This window comes from Corynebacterium jeikeium, assembly GCF_000738175.1.
GTDB lineage: Bacteria > Actinomycetota > Actinomycetes > Mycobacteriales > Mycobacteriaceae > Corynebacterium > Corynebacterium jeikeium_C.
Window position 1 is genome coordinate 25,898 of sequence record NZ_JFCH01000033.1, and the last position, 15,515, is coordinate 41,412.

The 15,515-nt window shown below is 61.2% G+C and carries 13 protein-coding genes, 3 tRNA genes and 1 pseudogene; 2 read left to right on the forward strand and 15 right to left on the reverse strand.

Annotation, left to right across the window (positions count from 1 at the left end; translation table 11 throughout):
* Positions 1 to 123: 123 nt before the first annotated feature.
* Positions 124 to 510, reverse strand: a complete 387-nt coding sequence (gene rplL, locus JQ46_RS05515) for a 50S ribosomal protein L7/L12 (protein ID WP_011274179.1) — start codon at positions 508 to 510, stop codon at positions 124 to 126.
* 94 nt (positions 511 to 604) lie between these two features.
* Positions 605 to 1,120, reverse strand: coding sequence for a 50S ribosomal protein L10 (rplJ, locus tag JQ46_RS05520; protein WP_005292022.1), 516 nt, complete (start codon positions 1,118 to 1,120; stop codon positions 605 to 607).
* 467 nt (positions 1,121 to 1,587) lie between these two features.
* Between rplJ and JQ46_RS05525 the strand changes: the two genes are divergently transcribed.
* Entirely contained in the window at positions 1,588 to 2,511 is a 924-nt protein-coding gene (locus JQ46_RS05525; protein WP_034986226.1) for an esterase/lipase family protein, read from the forward strand.
* A 37-nt stretch (positions 2,512 to 2,548) separates the two neighbouring features.
* Here the strand turns inward: JQ46_RS05525 and JQ46_RS05530 are convergent, their stop codons facing one another.
* The 13 genes from JQ46_RS05530 to JQ46_RS05590 all read right to left on the reverse strand — a co-directional run bounded on the left by JQ46_RS05530 (position 2,549) and on the right by JQ46_RS05590 (position 14,944).
* Entirely contained in the window at positions 2,549 to 5,293 is a 2,745-nt protein-coding gene (locus JQ46_RS05530; RefSeq protein ID WP_034986228.1) for a choice-of-anchor M domain-containing protein, read from the reverse strand.
* Positions 5,286 to 6,164 (reverse strand): anchored repeat-type ABC transporter permease subunit, encoded by an 879-nt coding sequence (locus JQ46_RS05535; protein WP_034986230.1) that lies wholly within the window; start codon positions 6,162 to 6,164, stop codon positions 5,286 to 5,288. The genes JQ46_RS05530 and JQ46_RS05535 overlap by 8 nt, the downstream gene beginning before the upstream one ends.
* Positions 6,161 to 6,895, reverse strand: a complete 735-nt coding sequence (locus tag JQ46_RS05540; RefSeq protein WP_051876262.1) for an anchored repeat-type ABC transporter ATP-binding subunit — start codon at positions 6,893 to 6,895, stop codon at positions 6,161 to 6,163. Before JQ46_RS05540 ends, JQ46_RS05535 begins: the two co-directional genes overlap by 4 nt.
* Entirely contained in the window at positions 6,877 to 7,932 is a 1,056-nt protein-coding gene (locus JQ46_RS05545) for a choice-of-anchor M domain-containing protein (protein ID WP_034986234.1), read from the reverse strand. The genes JQ46_RS05540 and JQ46_RS05545 overlap by 19 nt, the downstream gene beginning before the upstream one ends.
* Before the next feature lie 74 nt (positions 7,933 to 8,006).
* Complete coding sequence (locus tag JQ46_RS05550; protein WP_034986235.1) at positions 8,007 to 9,458, reverse strand: anchored repeat ABC transporter, substrate-binding protein; 1,452 nt, start codon at positions 9,456 to 9,458, stop codon at positions 8,007 to 8,009.
* Positions 9,459 to 9,574: 116 nt separating this feature from the next.
* Positions 9,575 to 11,344: a TIGR03773 family transporter-associated surface protein gene (locus tag JQ46_RS05555; RefSeq protein WP_034986237.1), complete on the reverse strand. Its 1,770-nt coding sequence runs from the start codon at positions 11,342 to 11,344 to the stop codon at positions 9,575 to 9,577.
* 185 nt (positions 11,345 to 11,529) lie between these two features.
* Entirely contained in the window at positions 11,530 to 12,240 is a 711-nt protein-coding gene (gene rplA, locus JQ46_RS05560) for a 50S ribosomal protein L1 (protein ID WP_005292043.1), read from the reverse strand.
* A gap of 85 nt (positions 12,241 to 12,325) precedes the next feature.
* Entirely contained in the window at positions 12,326 to 12,766 is a 441-nt protein-coding gene (rplK, locus tag JQ46_RS05565; protein ID WP_034986238.1) for a 50S ribosomal protein L11, read from the reverse strand.
* A 155-nt stretch (positions 12,767 to 12,921) separates the two neighbouring features.
* Entirely contained in the window at positions 12,922 to 13,875 is a 954-nt protein-coding gene (gene nusG / locus JQ46_RS05570) for a transcription termination/antitermination protein NusG (protein ID WP_051876263.1), read from the reverse strand.
* Between the two features lie 85 nt (positions 13,876 to 13,960).
* Entirely contained in the window at positions 13,961 to 14,305 is a 345-nt protein-coding gene (gene secE, locus JQ46_RS05575) for a preprotein translocase subunit SecE (protein WP_034986243.1), read from the reverse strand.
* A gap of 40 nt (positions 14,306 to 14,345) precedes the next feature.
* Positions 14,346 to 14,418: transfer RNA gene (locus tag JQ46_RS05580), tRNA-Trp, on the reverse strand.
* 306 nt (positions 14,419 to 14,724) lie between these two features.
* Positions 14,725 to 14,798 (reverse strand) — tRNA-Met (locus tag JQ46_RS05585).
* Between the two features lie 73 nt (positions 14,799 to 14,871).
* Positions 14,872 to 14,944: transfer RNA gene (locus JQ46_RS05590), tRNA-Thr, on the reverse strand.
* Positions 14,945 to 15,366: 422 nt separating this feature from the next.
* Here JQ46_RS05590 and JQ46_RS11585 point away from each other — a divergent pair.
* Positions 15,367 to 15,515: pseudogene (locus tag JQ46_RS11585) on the forward strand (IS3 family transposase); the annotation flags it as partial.

A 15,515-nucleotide genomic window follows, 5' to 3' on the forward strand; every position in this document is an offset into this window, starting at 1 on the left:
TATTGGTCACTTAAGCGTAGCAAGACAACAAAAAACCGCCGGAAATCACGAAATGTGATTCCCAGCGGCTTTGTTTTGCCTGCGCATTCGGCGCCAGGCCGAAGCGCGGAAAGTAAGGCGAGCTTACTTGAGGGAGACCTTTGCGCCAGCCTCTTCCAGCTTGGTCTTAGCAGCCTCAGCGTCGTCCTTGGAAGCACCCTCCAGGATAGCCTTCGGAGCACCCTCAACCAGCTCCTTAGCCTCCTTCAGGCCCAGGCCGGAGACGATCTCGCGGACAACCTTAATAACGCCGATCTTCTTAGCGCCTGCGTCCTCCAGAACGACGTCGAACTCGTCCTTCTCCTCAGCAGCAGCGCCGCCCTCAGCGCCCGGAGCAGCAGCAACGGCAGCAACCGGAGCAGCAGCGGTGACGTCGAAGACCTCTTCGAATTCCTTAACGAACTCAGACAGTTCGATGAGGGTCATTTCCTTGAAAGCCTCGATGAGCTCGTCCTTGGTGAGCTTAGCCATGATGGCATCCTTTCGTAGTTGTGCCGGTGGGCCGGAAAGTGTTGGTGGCCCGGCCGGCAAAGTGTTTTATGTCTTATGTATGAGCGGAGGGAACTTACTGTTCCTTCTTCTCCTGCAGTGCAGCGGCCAGGCGTGCAACCTGGGATGCTGGTGCGTTGAACAGGCCTGCGGCCTTTGCCAAGGAACCCTGCATGGCACCGGCCAGCTTGGCCAGCGTGGTTTCGCGATTGTCCAGCTCGGCGATTGCCTCAACCTGAGCTGCATCAATCGTGGCACCGTCCATGTAGCCACCCTTGATCACGAAGTTCTTGTGATCCTTGCCGAAGTCCTTCATAGCCTTCGCAGCGTCCACGGCTTCGCCGTTGACGAATGCGATTGCGGTAGGACCGGTCAGCAGGGACTCATCAAGCTCAATGCCGGCTTCGCGTGCAGCCAGCTTGATCATGGTGTTCTTGGCGACGGAGTAGGTAACGTCCGAACCCAGTGCGCGACGCAGCTCGGTGGTCTCAGCCACGGACAGGCCACGGTACTCGGTCAACAGAGTGGACTGTGCCTGCTCGAAGCGTGCCTTGAGCTCTTCCAGCGAAGCGGTGTTCTTCGGATTAGCCATACTCTCGCCTCCTTCCTGATGTTTACGGTGTACGTTTTTGCAGTACGTCCACCGACGATCATTGTTGAAGGGCAACACTGTACATAAACGACAAAGCGCCTCGCGTTTCCGGCGTTTTACGCAAGAAGCACAAGGCGCATTCGTAGGATCCCCGGCTTTCTAGGGCTGGAATCCGATCCGAACGTCTAATCGTGTTACCTGCGTGGGCCGTCATCTATGACGATGATCCTTCAATCTCCTGCCCACTCTCCCCAGTTAAGGTTCGCGCGGACGGTGATGACCGACGGTCTTCGGTGAAAACTTGACGTTGCTGATCTCGTTGTTGATCTAGTCAAACTTCCTCGAAGGAGGTTACACCCCTGCCTCCCTTTCCTCCAAATCGCTGTTTTTCTTTCTGACGCCACCCTGCGCGAGAAATTATTTCGTTTCCAAAACTGGGGCTGCGGATTTGATTAGCCTTGGGGTTCATGGACGCATTCATCCCGAAGTTCCTATCCAGCCTGCGACGCGACAATCCACTGCCGGAGGGCGTCAATAAGTTCGACACACCGCTAGACGGCAAGACACCGACGGTGCTGATCCACGGCACGTGGCTCAACGCATATAACACGTGGGACTACGTGGCCAAGCACCTCATTGCGGCAGGTCATCCAGTATTTGCCGTGAACTACGGCAAAGACCGGTCTGCCTTTACAGGCAAGGCGCCGGGCGTGTACGCCAACAACTTCCTGCGCACCTCCCAGAAGGAGGTGGCGGCCTTCATCGACGAGGTGATCGAGCGCACGGGTGCGAAGAAGGTGAACCTGGTCGGCCACTCGCAAGGCGTGGCGCAGGCGCGGCTATACCTTTCCGATTCCGGCGGCGCCGACCGGGCGGATGTGGCGCGTAACAAGGTGGACCGGCTGGTGGGCGTGGGACCTGCGCACCACGGCACTACCCTCTCGGGCATCTCGACTCTGGGCGACAAGATCGACCCGAACAACAAGCTCGCGGGATTCCTGGAGAAGTTCCTGGGCGGCGCGGCGATCGACCAGCGCCTAGGCAGTGAGTTTGGCGAGCACCTGAACCGCGATGGTGATACTACGCCGGGTGTGGACTACACGATGATCACTGCGAAGTACGACGGTATTGCGACTCCTCGCTTGAAGCAGGTGATGGTCGCCGGGGAAGGCGCGCGGGTGCGCAACCTGAGTGTGCAGGACGACAATCCGTTTGATCTTTCGGGTCACTTGGCGATGCTGTACTCGCCGCGTGTGGTCGATCTGATTCTAGAGGCCCTGGAACCGGGAGAAGACGGCCCGGCTACTTACCGCGCCGCCCACCCGATGAAGCGCGGGTTGGTGCTGCCGATGATGGGCGAGTTCCGGCTGCCGGGGCGGCGGAAAGCCTAGCGAGGCTCCTCGCCGTCCCAAACTTCTCTAGCCTTCCTTAGTCCTCCTCGGCGGGGAGGTCTTCTGCGTAGGCGCTCTCCGCATAGGCCTGTTCCGCACGGTCACGACTGATTTCCCGGTAGGCCTGCAGCAGCTGCAGGGTGTGGGCGCGCTGCATGTTGCGGGCCGCTACGAAGAAGAGGAGTGCTCCGCCGAGCAGCCCCATCAGCCCCAGCCCCAGCAGGAAGCCAGTCGTCCAGCCACCGCCGGTAAGGGAATCCATAAAGGACTCTACGGCGGTTTTCTCGGTTGCTATGTTCTGCGCGTCATCCGTATTGTCGGCCCCTTCGGCATTCTTCTGCCCTTGGGCTGCGTTGATGCGATGGATGCCACCGGCGCCGCCCTCGGCGTCTACTTCGCCACCATCTGCGGCCGCACCGTCAGCGGAAGCTCCGTCCACTGTGCCAGCAGAACCTGTATCCGCGGCGCCAGCAGAGACGCCACCATTTGCGACCGCAGCACCGTCGGCAGACCCAGATGAACTGCCGGAGCTATTCGAACCGGCAGAATCACTGGAACTAGCTCCCGCGGATTCGGCCTCACTAGCAGCGCTGTGGTTATCCGATGCGTTGTTGGTGCTGGAGGGGGATCCACCAGAACTCTTGCCGGCAGAGTTGTTGCTAGTGGCGCCTGCCGCCGAGGAATCACTGGTGCCGGCACCGCCAGCTCCCCCGGTGGAAGGACTCTGCTGTGCCTTGCGGTTTCCGCGCAGCGCCTCGATGCCACCGACGATTTCATCCATGTACTTGCCTAGCTTCGCGTTTTCGCTATCCAGGTGCTTCTGAAACTCCTGCAACTCTTCGAGACCGGACTTTTCTCCACTTGTGTCGGTGTCGGAAGGATCAGTGCTGTCCCCAGGATCAGTGCTATCCCCGGGATCAGTGCCGTCCCCGGGATCAGTGCTATCCCCGGGATCAGTGCTATCCCCGGGCCCACCGGCACTGTCGCCACATGCATCCTTGATGACGAAGAATGTCTCCAGCTCCTTGTCGAACTTCTTGCCGTCCACCGCGGTGCCCTGATAGCGGAAAACTACGCGGTAAGCGCCCGGCTTGGTGAAGAGGAACTGCTGGTGATCGTGCGCTCCAACCGCATAGCTGACCTTGTGCTCACGGTGCTCGGAATCCAGGCGCAGGCTCGCACTACCCAGCCCATTGTCCGACAGGGTCACCATTCGGCCGGGCCCCTCAAAGTCCTTAATGGTCACGTCCACGCCCTTCTTTGCCGAGTTCAGATGCTCGGTGGAAAAGCCCAGCCACGGGACGTCCGGGTTCTCCTGCTGTGCCTGCGGGAGTGCGTATGCGGTCTCCCCCAGTTCCTCCCGGTAGCCTTCCGGAATTCCGACTTTCGCCTTCGGGCTGTTGACTAGGAAAATAAAGCTTCCAGACTCGCGCTCCTGCACATTCGCCGGGTCCGCGCCGTCCTTCAGGAAGGTATGCGGATCCGAGTCCGATTCATCCGTCGTGCCCACGCCCATGTCCATGTGCCCCTTTGGGATTACGGCTCGCTCGGATTCCTGCCCCTCTCCGAAGGCATCGTTGACCTCGCTGCGGACCTCGTCGTCGGAGATCTCCTGCGGGGCTTCGCAGGTCGGCGCGGGAGTGTCGGTGCCATCGCTCGGATCTTCCTCGTCGCCTGGCGTTTCATTCTCGCCTGGCTCGGGCTCTCCTGGCTGCTCAGGGTCTTCGGGCTGCTCGGGCTCTTCAGGCTGATCTTGATCTCCCGGCGTGCCCGGCTCCAGCGGCGCGATAGGCTCCTTGATCTCATTCAGCCCCGTGGTCGTGCCCTCCGGCAGCCCCACCTGCTTATCGCTGCCGACCAGCCAGTTGATGGTGCGCTCCACGGACTTGAGCGTGCTGCCGTCCTTCTTTTTGACGTCCCACTGCATCGTCAGCTGATACAGCCCCGGCTTAGAGAACGTCCAGCCGAAGTGCCCGTGCCCACCGACCTCATAGTCGTAGTCCTTCAGACCGCCCTTGGTGGACAGCACGCGCTCCGGAGTAGGTGTACCGGAGTTGTGGAAGAAGACCTCCATGTCGCCGGGACCAGCGAATTTCTTCATATGGAAGTGCAGGTTCGGCTCCGCAAAGTCTGTCGGCGCTTTAAGCTCATGCGCCGGGTCAAAAGCCCCCAGCCCCGCCCAGATCGGGCGCCATTGGTTAGTGAAGTCCGCATTCTGCGGGGCGTACCAAAGCACCGTGCCGGGCTTTCCTAGGAAGGACAGCGCCTTCTTGTTCGGCACCTTGATGCGGGAGGCTTCCTTGCCATCAATCGCGTCGGGCGCCAGTCGCAGACAGACGTTATCGGCGGGCACGGGCTGCTGCCCGTCGACGACCATCACGTCGGGCTTGCCCTTGTTATAGGTGCCGTACACCGCATCCACGTGCGCGTTGTACAGCAGTTTTCTGCCCGCACACACGTGAGCTTTCCCGGTTGCCGGATCCTTAACGTCCTTGCCGACGGTCGGTCCGTCGCTGGTCGTTCCAGGCTTATGCCCTGTCGGTGTTGCTTGCGCTCGCTGCAACACCTCGGCGGTGCGGTGGTCGCTGGTAAGTGGTGACGCCGCATTCCAGGCGCCGGCCACCACCGTTAGCACCAGCACACCCAATACCGCCAGGGTGGACTTGGCTGCCCATAGCATCCGATCGGCCTTATTCTGGCTGTGTTTGAGCTGCTTAAGCAGTTTAGGCTCAGCCAACTGCCGCTTGGCCAGCTTCTGAAAGAGTTCATCTTTTTTATGCATCAGTAGCTACCACCTGTGAGGGTTTGTTGGATTGCCGGGCGGCGCGAATGGGCGTCGCCACAAAGAAGGAAAAGAGAAAAACAACGGTGAGGACCAGGACGATCGTGGCGCCCGTAGGCACATCGATCGCCCAAGACACGTACACGCCGAGGAAGGAACCGACCATGCCGATCACGGCGCTCAGAGCCATCATCACGACCAGTCGGTCGGTCCAGAGTCGCGCGGCGGCGGCCGGAGTGATCAGCAGCGCGAGCACCAGAATGTTGCCGACGGTGCGAACAGACATCACCACGGCGGCGGTGACGGCGAGGTAGAGAACCACGTCGATCAGCAGTACACGGATGCCCATGGCAGCGGCGGTTTCGCGGTCGACGGAAACCGCCACGATCTCCTTGTGCAGCGCCGCCACGGCCAGGATCACGACCGCGCCGACGACAGCGCTGAAGATGATGTCGGAATTGGATACGCCCGTGATCGAGCCGAAAAGGAAGCTATTCAGGCTGGCTGTATAGCCCTGAACCTTCGAGATCACCACCAAGCCCAAGGCGAAGGCGGCGGCGAAGAAGATGCCGATGATCGTGTCTTCCTTCACACGCCTACGCTGCGAAAATAGGGCGATCAGAAGGGCCACCACGGCGCCGGCCAACGCCCCACCGGCGATCACGGAGAACTGCAAGGCGAAGGCAATGGCCAGGCCCGGGAACACGGCATGCGCCACCGCATCGCCGATGAACGCCATGCCTCGCAATACCACGTGGGTGCCGATCACACCGCATACCAGGGCGGAGAGAACAGCCACCAGCAGTGCCTTCGGCAGGAAGGCCAGGGCGGGGTTCGTCAGGTCGGCGAGGAACTGGGAAAAGGAAATCACGATACCAACCCCACTCCCCGCAACAGCGGCGAATCCGGGCGAACGTCGAAAGTCTCCATCCACGGTTCGGGGTTCTGCAGCTGGTCCGGGGCGCCGTCGGCGACCACGCGACCGTTCAGCAGCACCACACGATCGCAGACGTGCACCGCCTGCGCCAGATCGTGGGTCACCATCAGGATGCTCATGCCATCGGCTGCCAGGGACTGCAGGATCTCCACCAGCGACTCGATGCTGGGGAAATCCATGCCCGTGAAGGGCTCGTCCAGCAACAGCAAAGTGGGCTCCACTGCCAGGGCGCGTGCCACCAACACTCGCTGGCGCTGCCCGCCGGAGAGCTGACCGATGGGACGGTCCGCCAAGTGCTGAAGGTTCACGCGCTTTAACGCATGCGCAGTGGCCGCAAAGTCTGCCCGGCGCGACCGACGGAACGGACCAATCAGCCCCGCGCGACCGTTCAGCACGGTGTGGCGAACGTCGATGGGATAATCCCACGCGAACTCGTGGCGCTGAGGAACATAACCCACGCTCGCGGCTTTAATGCTGCCCTTGGTGCGCGGAATGAGGCCCAGAACGCTGCGCATCAGGGTGGTCTTGCCCGCGCCGTTGGGGCCGAGCAAGCCAATTAGCTCGCCAGGGTGTGCCTCGAGATTTACGTCGGTGAGGATCTGCCGCCCAGCTAGTCGGACATTCAGATCCGCGATCTGCAGCGCGGTCACTTCAGCTGACCCCATAGTTCATCCTCGACGCGCTTGCGCTCCTTGGCGCCCTTCCGCAGAGAGAGGAAGCCAAAGGCCAGCAGCGCGACGACAACCACGCCAATGCCGCCCAGGATCCACGGCAGGGCAGAGTTGCCGCCATCGGAGCCTTCCTCGGAGTTGTCGGCATTCGCATCTGTACCGTTGGCGGAATTGTTGGGGTTGGAACTGTTGGCGTCACCAGAAGAACCGGCAGCACCTGCCTTCGGCAGCTCACCCTCCCAGCTGGAGTTCTGTGCCTCGGAAGGGTCCACCCCCACGGCAAAGTTAAGAACCTTCGTGGTGGTCTTCTCGGAGCCATCCTTCAACTTCACCCGCACACCCATGGCCACGCGGTGCACGCCCGGCTCGGTGAACACCCAATTGGCGTGTGTGTGCGTGTTCAGATCCACCCACAGGTCCTGCGGAGTGGGCTGCGCGGAGTTCCACAGCTCCTGGGGCTGTTCAAAGCCGCCGGCCTGCAGAAACATGCTCATTTGGCCGGGACCCTGGTGGCCCAGATACTCCATGGTCACGCCGCGGCTGGCCTGGGCGATCAGTGCCGGGGACTGTGTGTTCCAGCCCAGCCATGGCACGCCTTGTACCTCGGTCTGCGGCAGCACCCATACTTCCTGGCCGGACTGCGCGCCGGTGAACTCGTAGCCACTGTCGGCTGGCAGTTGCTGCTTGGCCTTGTCGGAGACGTCGAAGACCACGTCGTCCAGCACACGCCAGATGGGCTTTTCCTCCGCATCGTCGCGCAGCTGCACGTCCAACTCGCCACCGTCCAGGCGCATGCCGAGGTCCGCGTGGCCGCGGCTAAACACGTGCGAAGTCCCCGCGGGAGCGTGCTGCTCTTTGTCTGTCACGGTCTGCTGCAGCGCCGGGTCCTGTGCTTGGCCCTGTGCTTGGCTCTGCGCCTGCGCCACTGCTACCGGCGGGGCCACCGGCACTCCCGCCACTACTACTCCCCCGGCCAGCAGTGCGGCGGCCGCGGGAGCTAGACAGGACTTCCTGATCCGTGTGTTTCGCATGTTCTGTTTGATCCTTTTTCTTCTTTTTCTTCTTAGTTCTTGAAACGTCGTTGTCGTTCCTGCGCGCCAGTGGTCTATGCGCCACTCAGGCAGTTCGCCATCGATTCCGCATTGGTCCGCATCAGGTCCACATACGTCGGCGCAGTGTCGTCGAGGGTGTCGCTGCGTATCTGGCACACACTCACGCCCAGCCGGTCGGCGATCTGTTGTAGCTCGCGCGTACGCCCCGCCATCGTCGGCTCGATAAACACCGCCGGAACCTTCAGGTTTTCTAGGGTGCGGGTCAGGCTCACAAGGTCCCGTGTACTCGGCTCGATTTCTGGGTTCGGGGTGACGAAGCCGGCTACGTCCAGGCCGTAGGCGTCAGCTAAATAGGCGTAGCCGTCGTGGGCCGTCACCAGGTGCCGACGAGCCTCGGGAATAGTGCCGACCTGGCGCTTGATCTCTCGGTCAAGGCGGTCGAGCTCGTCCAGATAAGCTGCAGCGTTCTGCTGGTAGTCGGCGGCGTGCTCAGGGTCTACGGCGATGAGCTTGTCGCGGATGACCTTCACGTAAGCCATCGCGTTTTTCGCGTTGTGCCACAGGTGCGGATCCAGCTCGCCGTGGACGTGCTTGCCCAGCACCGCTTGGGGCAGCAGGTAGGTCTCGTCGCCCGCCGTGCCGAGAAAGCGGAAGTTCGGGTCGCCCGGGATCGGCTGCAAGGTCTGGTTAGGCACGCTAACCACGGCATTTTTGGGGTCGATCGTGCCGCCATCGCCGACGAGGTTGATGCTGTTGTCGTCGGCGTTCACCGCAATGTCGTAGTGCCCGCTGTCTATCTTTTTTGACGCCCCGTCTTCCGTGCCCACATTGAAACGCACGGTCTGGTCCGCAATGTGCTCTGGCGGTTTTCCCTCGTCCGGCACCAAGGATGCGCTTAAGTGCAGGGAGTACGTGCCGGGTTTGGAAAAGGACCAGCTCATGTGGGTGTGTGCGTCGACCGGCAGCGTAGCCGTATCGCCCTCGTACCCGCGGGAGGCATCGAAGCCATCGCGGGAATTGAAGAAGATCTCCGGCTGGCCGAAGGTACCGGTGATGTATGCCGCCGCATCGCCCGGCCCCTCCACATCAGTCACACTGAGGTGCACTTCGGAGTGCGCGGAGCCGCCGTGCCGGGCGCCGATCCCCTGGGCGCGCAGACCCAACCAGACGGTATCGAGCGCCATGTTCTCCACCAACGGGATGACGGTGGCTCCCTGGTTGGCGGCCACGTCGGCCAGAGCCACGACCTCCGTGCCGGGCAGCACTCCGTTATCCATGGTGCGCAGCACCGACTGCTGCTCCAGCAGCAGCCCGTTGTTGAACGCGATGTCCGCGTTCGCAAGGTTGCGCACATCCCGCAAAGTGAGCTCGTAGGTATGCGGATCAGCAGTGTTGGGAATCAGGGCGGTCACGCGGGCGGCGTCGCCCGCGACGTGGCGGGCGAGGTCGGCGATGATCGGCGTGGAGGCTACGACATCCGTGATGCCGTCATCCCTGCTGGGCAAGCTCGCACCACCTGCCGCGGCGCACCCAGTTAAGCCCGCTGCGAGCAGCACCGTACAGACATTCGCGCACAAGGATTTGGCAAGCCCCCGCCGCGATGAAGCTGCGTGCCCCATCCCTAAGACTTTGCGCCCGGGGATCGAGGTGGCGTCATCGAACGAAGAGCCGCCACCGAATCAGCAGACAGAGAGTTCGTGCGCAACATGTAGACCACGCCTGCGCCGAGAGCGATTAGACCCGCGCCGGCGATGGCCAGGGCCAACATCGCGGAAGTCGATCCGGTATCGGCAAGGGAGCCGTCGGCGCCGGATGCAGTGCCGGCATCTCCACCGGCTGCGCCCCCGCCTGCTCCTGCTGCGCCGGAACCGCCTTCTGCACCGGAGGCGCAGTCGCCGTCAGTGGTGACGGTCGCGCCGAAGTCGAAGTGTCCGCTGTTAGCGTTGCCGCTGCCGCCGACGGTGAAGGTCAGCGTGGCGGGAGCGCTGATCTTCTTGCCCTGCTTGGTGGTGGCGGTCTGGGTTATGCCGACCTTGTACGTTCCGGGCTTAGAGAAAACCCAGTTCGGGTGCACGTGCGAGTTGCGCGGCACCACGTGAGCGCCGGATGCATTCCCGCCGCTGGCCTTGAACCACTCCTTGCCCACAACCTGGCCCAGGTTGCCTTGTTCGAAGACGTACATGCTGCCCGGTCCGCTGAAGGACGTCAGCTTGAAGGTGACATCACCTTGCGTATTCGCCAGGAGGTCCGGGTGCATGGTGTTGACGCCCACCCACGGCACTCCGTTGGACTGGGTAGCACCGATCATCCAGGCGGTACCAGCTCCAACAGGGCCGAGAGACTGTGGAAGGTTCGTCTTCGCGGCGGATCCTAGACCGAAGTTCAGCGCACTGGGGCTGGTCCACTTGGCTGGCTGCTGACGGTCATCCTTAATTTGCGGGCGGAGGGCAGGTTCGCCCTTCTTGCAGGTGGCCGAGCCTTGTGTTCCCGCGGAGCCGGTGGAACTGGCAGTGCTGCTGGAAGAGCTGGACTTTCCTGCCGGGCTCGACTTACCCGTGGCGCCAGCCTTGCCCGCAGAACCGGCCTTGTTCCCAGTGCCGGCGCCAGCGGAACCACCGCCAGTAGCGCCGCCGCTGGCGTTACCACCGCTGTTCGAGTTGTCCGATGCCCCGGCGCCAGTGTCTGTGTCCTCGCCTCCGCACGGGGTGGCCCCCTCGGCGGGTTCGTCGGCGTTGGAATCCTGGTCGGACTTACCGACGACCCAGGTGTAGGTCTTCACTTCCGATTCAGCACCGTCAGCGGTGGCCTGCACCTGCATGGAGTAGCGGCCGGGGCGCTCGAAGCCCCAGTTGGCGTGGACGTGGCTGGGGTTAGCCTGGTTGATGCTGTTGCCGGACTTGACTTCTACCCCGTCGGAGAGCAGCGGGGTGGCGCCGCCGCCGAACGCCTGGCTCCACATGAACACTCGGCCCGGGCCGCACACGCGATTGAAGTTGATCTTTACGCCCTGGTAGTGCGGTGCGACGCCTTGCGTATCCCAGCCCGGCCAAATCAGGTCCTGCTCTTGGGTCTGCGGCAGGAAGTAGGTCGGCACCCCGACCTCTGCCACATCTTTGGTGCGGGGCTCGTAGGCGTGCGCCCCGACCTCCAAGGTGACGTTGTTCGGATCGTGGGCCACGTGGGATCCAGTGACATCCTCGGTCAGATCGAGCTTAAGGTTGCCTTTACCTGAGGAGGTGACGTGGAAGGCGTCAATATGCCCTTGATTCAGGGTGACAGAATCGGCCTTTGCCTCAGGTAGGGACTGCGGGCCGAGGCTACCAATGCCGAGGAAGGCTGCGAAGCCTGCGAGAAGAGCGACTGAGAGTGCCGCGAGGGGTGATGTGCGCACCAGATTAAGTCCTTTAAAACACAATGGGTCTAGTTTTCATTTAGGACTATAGTGAAGTGGGAACCATTTTCAAACAACGGGTGTGGCAGCTCCCTCCCGCGCTACCCCACCGGCACCTGAACCATCCTCAGGCAAAAGAAAACACCCCCGCCGCCCGAAGGCAACGAGGGTGCGAAAAACGAGGCTTAGGCCTCTTCGGTGAAGTCCTTCACGATGGTGTTGTCCACCGGAACGCCGGGGCCGTTGGTGGAGGACATGGTGACCTTCTTGAAGTAGCGGCCCTTGGAGGAGGAAGGCTTCAGACGCAGCAGCTCGTCGATCAGAGCGCCGTAGTTCTCAGCCAGCTGCTTCTCGGTGAAGGAAGCCTTGCCCAGGATGGCGTGCAGGTTAGCAGCCTTGTCCACGCGGAAGGAGATCTTACCGCCCTTGATCTCGGCGACAGCCTTAGCAACGTCAGTGGTGACGGTGCCGGTCTTCGGGTTCGGCATCAGGCCACGGGGGCCCAGGACGCGAGCCACACGACCAACCTTGGCCATCTGGTCCGGGGTAGCGATCGCAGCGTCGAAGTCGGTCCAGCCGCCCTGGATCTTCTCGATCAGCTCGGCGGTGCCAACAACGTCAGCGCCAGCCTCTTCGGCGGCGGTAGCGTTCGGACCCTCGGCGAAGACGACAACGCGAACTTCCTTACCCGTGCCGTTCGGCAGGGAAACAGTGCCGCGAACCAGCTGGTCGGCCTTGCGCGGGTCAACGCCCAGGCGGATAGCAACATCGACGGTAGCGTCGAAGTTCTTGGAAGAGGTCTCCTTGACAGCCTTAGCGGCTGCCAGCGGGGTGTACAGGCGGCCAGCGTCGATCTTCTCCGCTGCCGCGCGGTATGCCTTAGAGGTCTTGCTCATAGTGAATCCAATCTTTAGTTTCGTTGGAGTTGTGGTGCAGGCCAAGCAAGCAGCCTTGCCACGGTTTGTGAATCCGGTTAGGGAATTACTTCTGCGGAGCGTCCTTGACGGTGATGCCCATGGAGCGAGCAGTACCGGCGATGATGGCAGCGCCAGCCTCAACGTCGTTAGCGTTCAGGTCTTCCTTCTTGGTGGTTGCAATCTCCTTGCACTGATCCCAAGTAACGGAGCCGACCTTGTCGGTGTGCGGAACGCCGGAGCCCTTCTGAATGCCCGCAGCCTTCAGCAGCAGCTTCGCTGCCGGCGGGGTCTTCAGCTTGAAGTCGAAGGAACGGTCTTCGTAGACGGTGATCTCAACCGGAACGATGTTGCCGCGCTGAGCCTCGGTAGCAGCGTTGTACGCCTTGGTGAACTCAACAATGTTCACGCCGTGCGCACCCAGAGCCGGGCCAACCGGCGGTGCCGGAGTAGCCTGACCAGCCTGGATCTGCAGCTTAATAAGGCCAGTAACCTTCTTCTTAGCCATCTTAAAACCTACTTTCTGTTATCAACGCGATCCCGTAGCACAGGTAAGCACGGGATAATCGCATCGACCGGATGCCGGGATTTCACCAGCCACCGGAAATGGAAAAATTTGCGTGTCGCGCCGTGAACATAAGCCCACGGACAACCTGCATAACTCTAGTTCAGCTTCTCTACCTGATCAAATTCCAGCTCAACCGGGGTCTCACGGCCGAAGATGGAGACCATGGCCTTCAGGCGGTTGTTCTCGGCATCGATCTCGCTGATGGTTGCAGAAACGGAAGCGAACGGGCCAGACAGGATGATGACGGACTCGCCTTCCTCGTAATCCACCACAACCTGCTCGCTGGCCGGCTTCGGCGGGGTGGCCACACCCGTTGCGGATACGTCCACACCGGTTGCTGCCTCTTCGCCATCCTCGGACTCCTGCGGCTTCGCGGTCTCCGGCGGCAACAGGAACTTCGCAACCTCGCGGATCTTCACCGGGGTGGGCTTGCCCTCGTTACCAACGAAGCTGGTCACGCCAGGGGTATCGCGAACAACGGACCAGGAGGCGTCATCCAGAGACATACGCACCAGCACGTAGCCCGGCAGCAGCTTGCGCTTCACCAGCTTGCGCTTGCCGTCGCGTAGCTCCACAACTTCCTCGATAGGCACGACAACCTCGTGGATCTGCTCGTCCACGCCCAGGGTCTGGGCGCGCATCTCCAGGTTGGTCTTCACCTTGTTCTCGTAGCCGGAGTAGCACTGGATGATGTACCACTCGCCCGGCAGCTTCTTCAGCGCACGCATGAACTGGCGTAGGCGAGCCTTGTAGGCGGCCATCGCAGCGTCCTCTGCGGACTGCTCGGCCTCACCTTCAGCGCTCTCGCCGCCCTCGGCTGCTGCTGAAGCCTCGGAGGCCTCAGCGCCGTCGGCGCTTGCCGTTTCTTCGGCCCCTTCGGTGGTTGGTGCTGCGGCGTCATCATTCGTGACGCCCTCAGCCTCAGCACCCGCAGCGTCCTGGTGCGCCTCAGCAACAGCCTGCTGTACGTCTTCTTGAGCGGCCGCGGCCAGGCTCTCTGCGCTAACGGCCTCGCTGGTCTGGTTGTTGTTCTGGTTCTCTTCGGTCATGGAAGCACCCTCCATCATTAAAAATCCGCCTATCGCCGGGCGGCGAAGGCGGTATATAAGTTGATGTTCGCTAGCTTAACACAAGTTAGCGCATGATCTGACGCAGACCCCAGCTAGCAGCCCAGTCGGTGCCGGCCACAAGGGCGCAGACGAAGATCAGGAACAGTAGGACGATGATGGTGTAGTTCACCATCTCGCGACCCGTGGGCCAGATAACCTTGCCCATTTCGGCAATCACGCCGCGGATGTAATCCACGATGGCGCTGAAGGGGTTCTTGCGGGTCTTTACAACTTCCGGAGCCTTGGAATTGGAGTTCGCGACCGCGCGGGACGTGGTGGCCTGACCGGCCACCTGACGCTTGCCGGACGGACGAAGGCTGCCGCCATTGCCGGATTTACCGGCTGCGGTCTTTTTGCTCTCGTCGCTCACGTCTAAGTTCTCCTTAAAGGTACCTGCAAGGAAGATCGTGCAGGGGCGACAGGACTTGAACCTGCAACCTGCGGTTTTGGAGACCGCTGCTCTGCCAATTGAGCCACGCCCCTAATCGAAGTTCTGGTTCACGAGTGTACGCGACCAGATCAACATAGGTGAAGCAACATCCTGATAGCGAGGAAACACAGTGCCCATTTGCAGGGCTCGTAGCTTCCATGCCACACATTCAGTGCAACGTTCAAAAACAATAGCAGGATAACGACCGCGCGACCAAATAGGGCGCGGGTGCTGGGGCTTGCGGAGTCGGGACACGCAGGTTTAGGGCAGGCGGGTTAAGGCGAGACACAGAGCGTAGCGACAGCAAAAGCAAAACCACCCGGCGACTTACATCACCGGGTGGTCTTGGTCTTAATTTGTAGCGGTGGAGGGACTCGATCCCTCGACCTCACGATTATGAGTCGTGCGCTCTAACCAGCTGAGCTACACCGCCATCGTCGCCACTTTGCTACGGACCGCCAACGGTCTGTGTCTAACGTCGCGTGACGGGGCGCATAAAATGACAGAGCCCCCTGACGGAATCGAACCGTCGACCTTTTCCTTACCATGGAAACGCTCTGCCGACTGAGCTAAGGGGGCATCACTCCATTAACGCTGCGGATTTAATTTAACCGCATCGCTTGAAGCCTGAGTTAGCTTAACCACCCGGCGATACTTTACACAAATCGGCAGTTCAGGGGCGGGTTTTATACCTTCCAAACACTCTGCATCCCAACGTCTTCAATGCGCTTAGGCCAGCCTCTCGCCAACTTAGCCTCCAGCCCCTCAACAGCCCACTGAATGTCGCTATCCGTTGGTTTGAGTGTCGCTAGAACGGGAATTCGTTAGTGCACATCGTTCTCACCTTCACATACACACAGGTCAGAGATTTGACCTATGCACGGTCTTGCAAGACTTGGTGACGTTTTCCCGATCTAACGACATCCCACCGTGCGGCCTCCCCGCTGCCTCAGGGTTAAGGGTCAAAAGGGGATGCGGACGGAATCTTGGAGGATTCCATCATGAACCGCTCATACACCAAGGAGCAGCGACGCAGAGCTCTGCAGGTTTACAAGCGCACTCAATCGGTGACCAAGACCGTCCGTGAACTTGGTTATCCAGGGCGATGGACGCTGTACAAATGGTTGCGTGAACCCGCCAAACCTGGTCG

What these genes read in the sequence shown, in the direction of transcription:
- JQ46_RS05540 (WP_051876262.1), bottom strand. Translation starts at nt 6,895, where the DNA reads ATGGGGTCAGCTGAAGTGACCGCGCTGCAGATCGCGGATCTGAATGTC.
- rplK (WP_034986238.1), bottom strand. Translation starts at nt 12,766, where the DNA reads ATGGCTAAGAAGAAGGTTACTGGCCTTATTAAGCTGCAGATCCAGGCT.
- nusG (WP_051876263.1), bottom strand. Translation starts at nt 13,875, where the DNA reads ATGACCGAAGAGAACCAGAACAACAACCAGACCAGCGAGGCCGTTAGC.
- JQ46_RS05545 (WP_034986234.1), bottom strand. Translation starts at nt 7,932, where the DNA reads ATGCGAAACACACGGATCAGGAAGTCCTGTCTAGCTCCCGCGGCCGCC.
- rplJ (WP_005292022.1), bottom strand. Translation starts at nt 1,120, where the DNA reads ATGGCTAATCCGAAGAACACCGCTTCGCTGGAAGAGCTCAAGGCACGC.
- rplA (WP_005292043.1), bottom strand. Translation starts at nt 12,240, where the DNA reads ATGAGCAAGACCTCTAAGGCATACCGCGCGGCAGCGGAGAAGATCGAC.
- JQ46_RS05530 (WP_034986228.1), bottom strand. Translation starts at nt 5,293, where the DNA reads ATGCATAAAAAAGATGAACTCTTTCAGAAGCTGGCCAAGCGGCAGTTG.
- rplL (WP_011274179.1), bottom strand. Translation starts at nt 510, where the DNA reads ATGGCTAAGCTCACCAAGGACGAGCTCATCGAGGCTTTCAAGGAAATG.
- JQ46_RS05525 (WP_034986226.1), top strand. Translation starts at nt 1,588, where the DNA reads ATGGACGCATTCATCCCGAAGTTCCTATCCAGCCTGCGACGCGACAAT.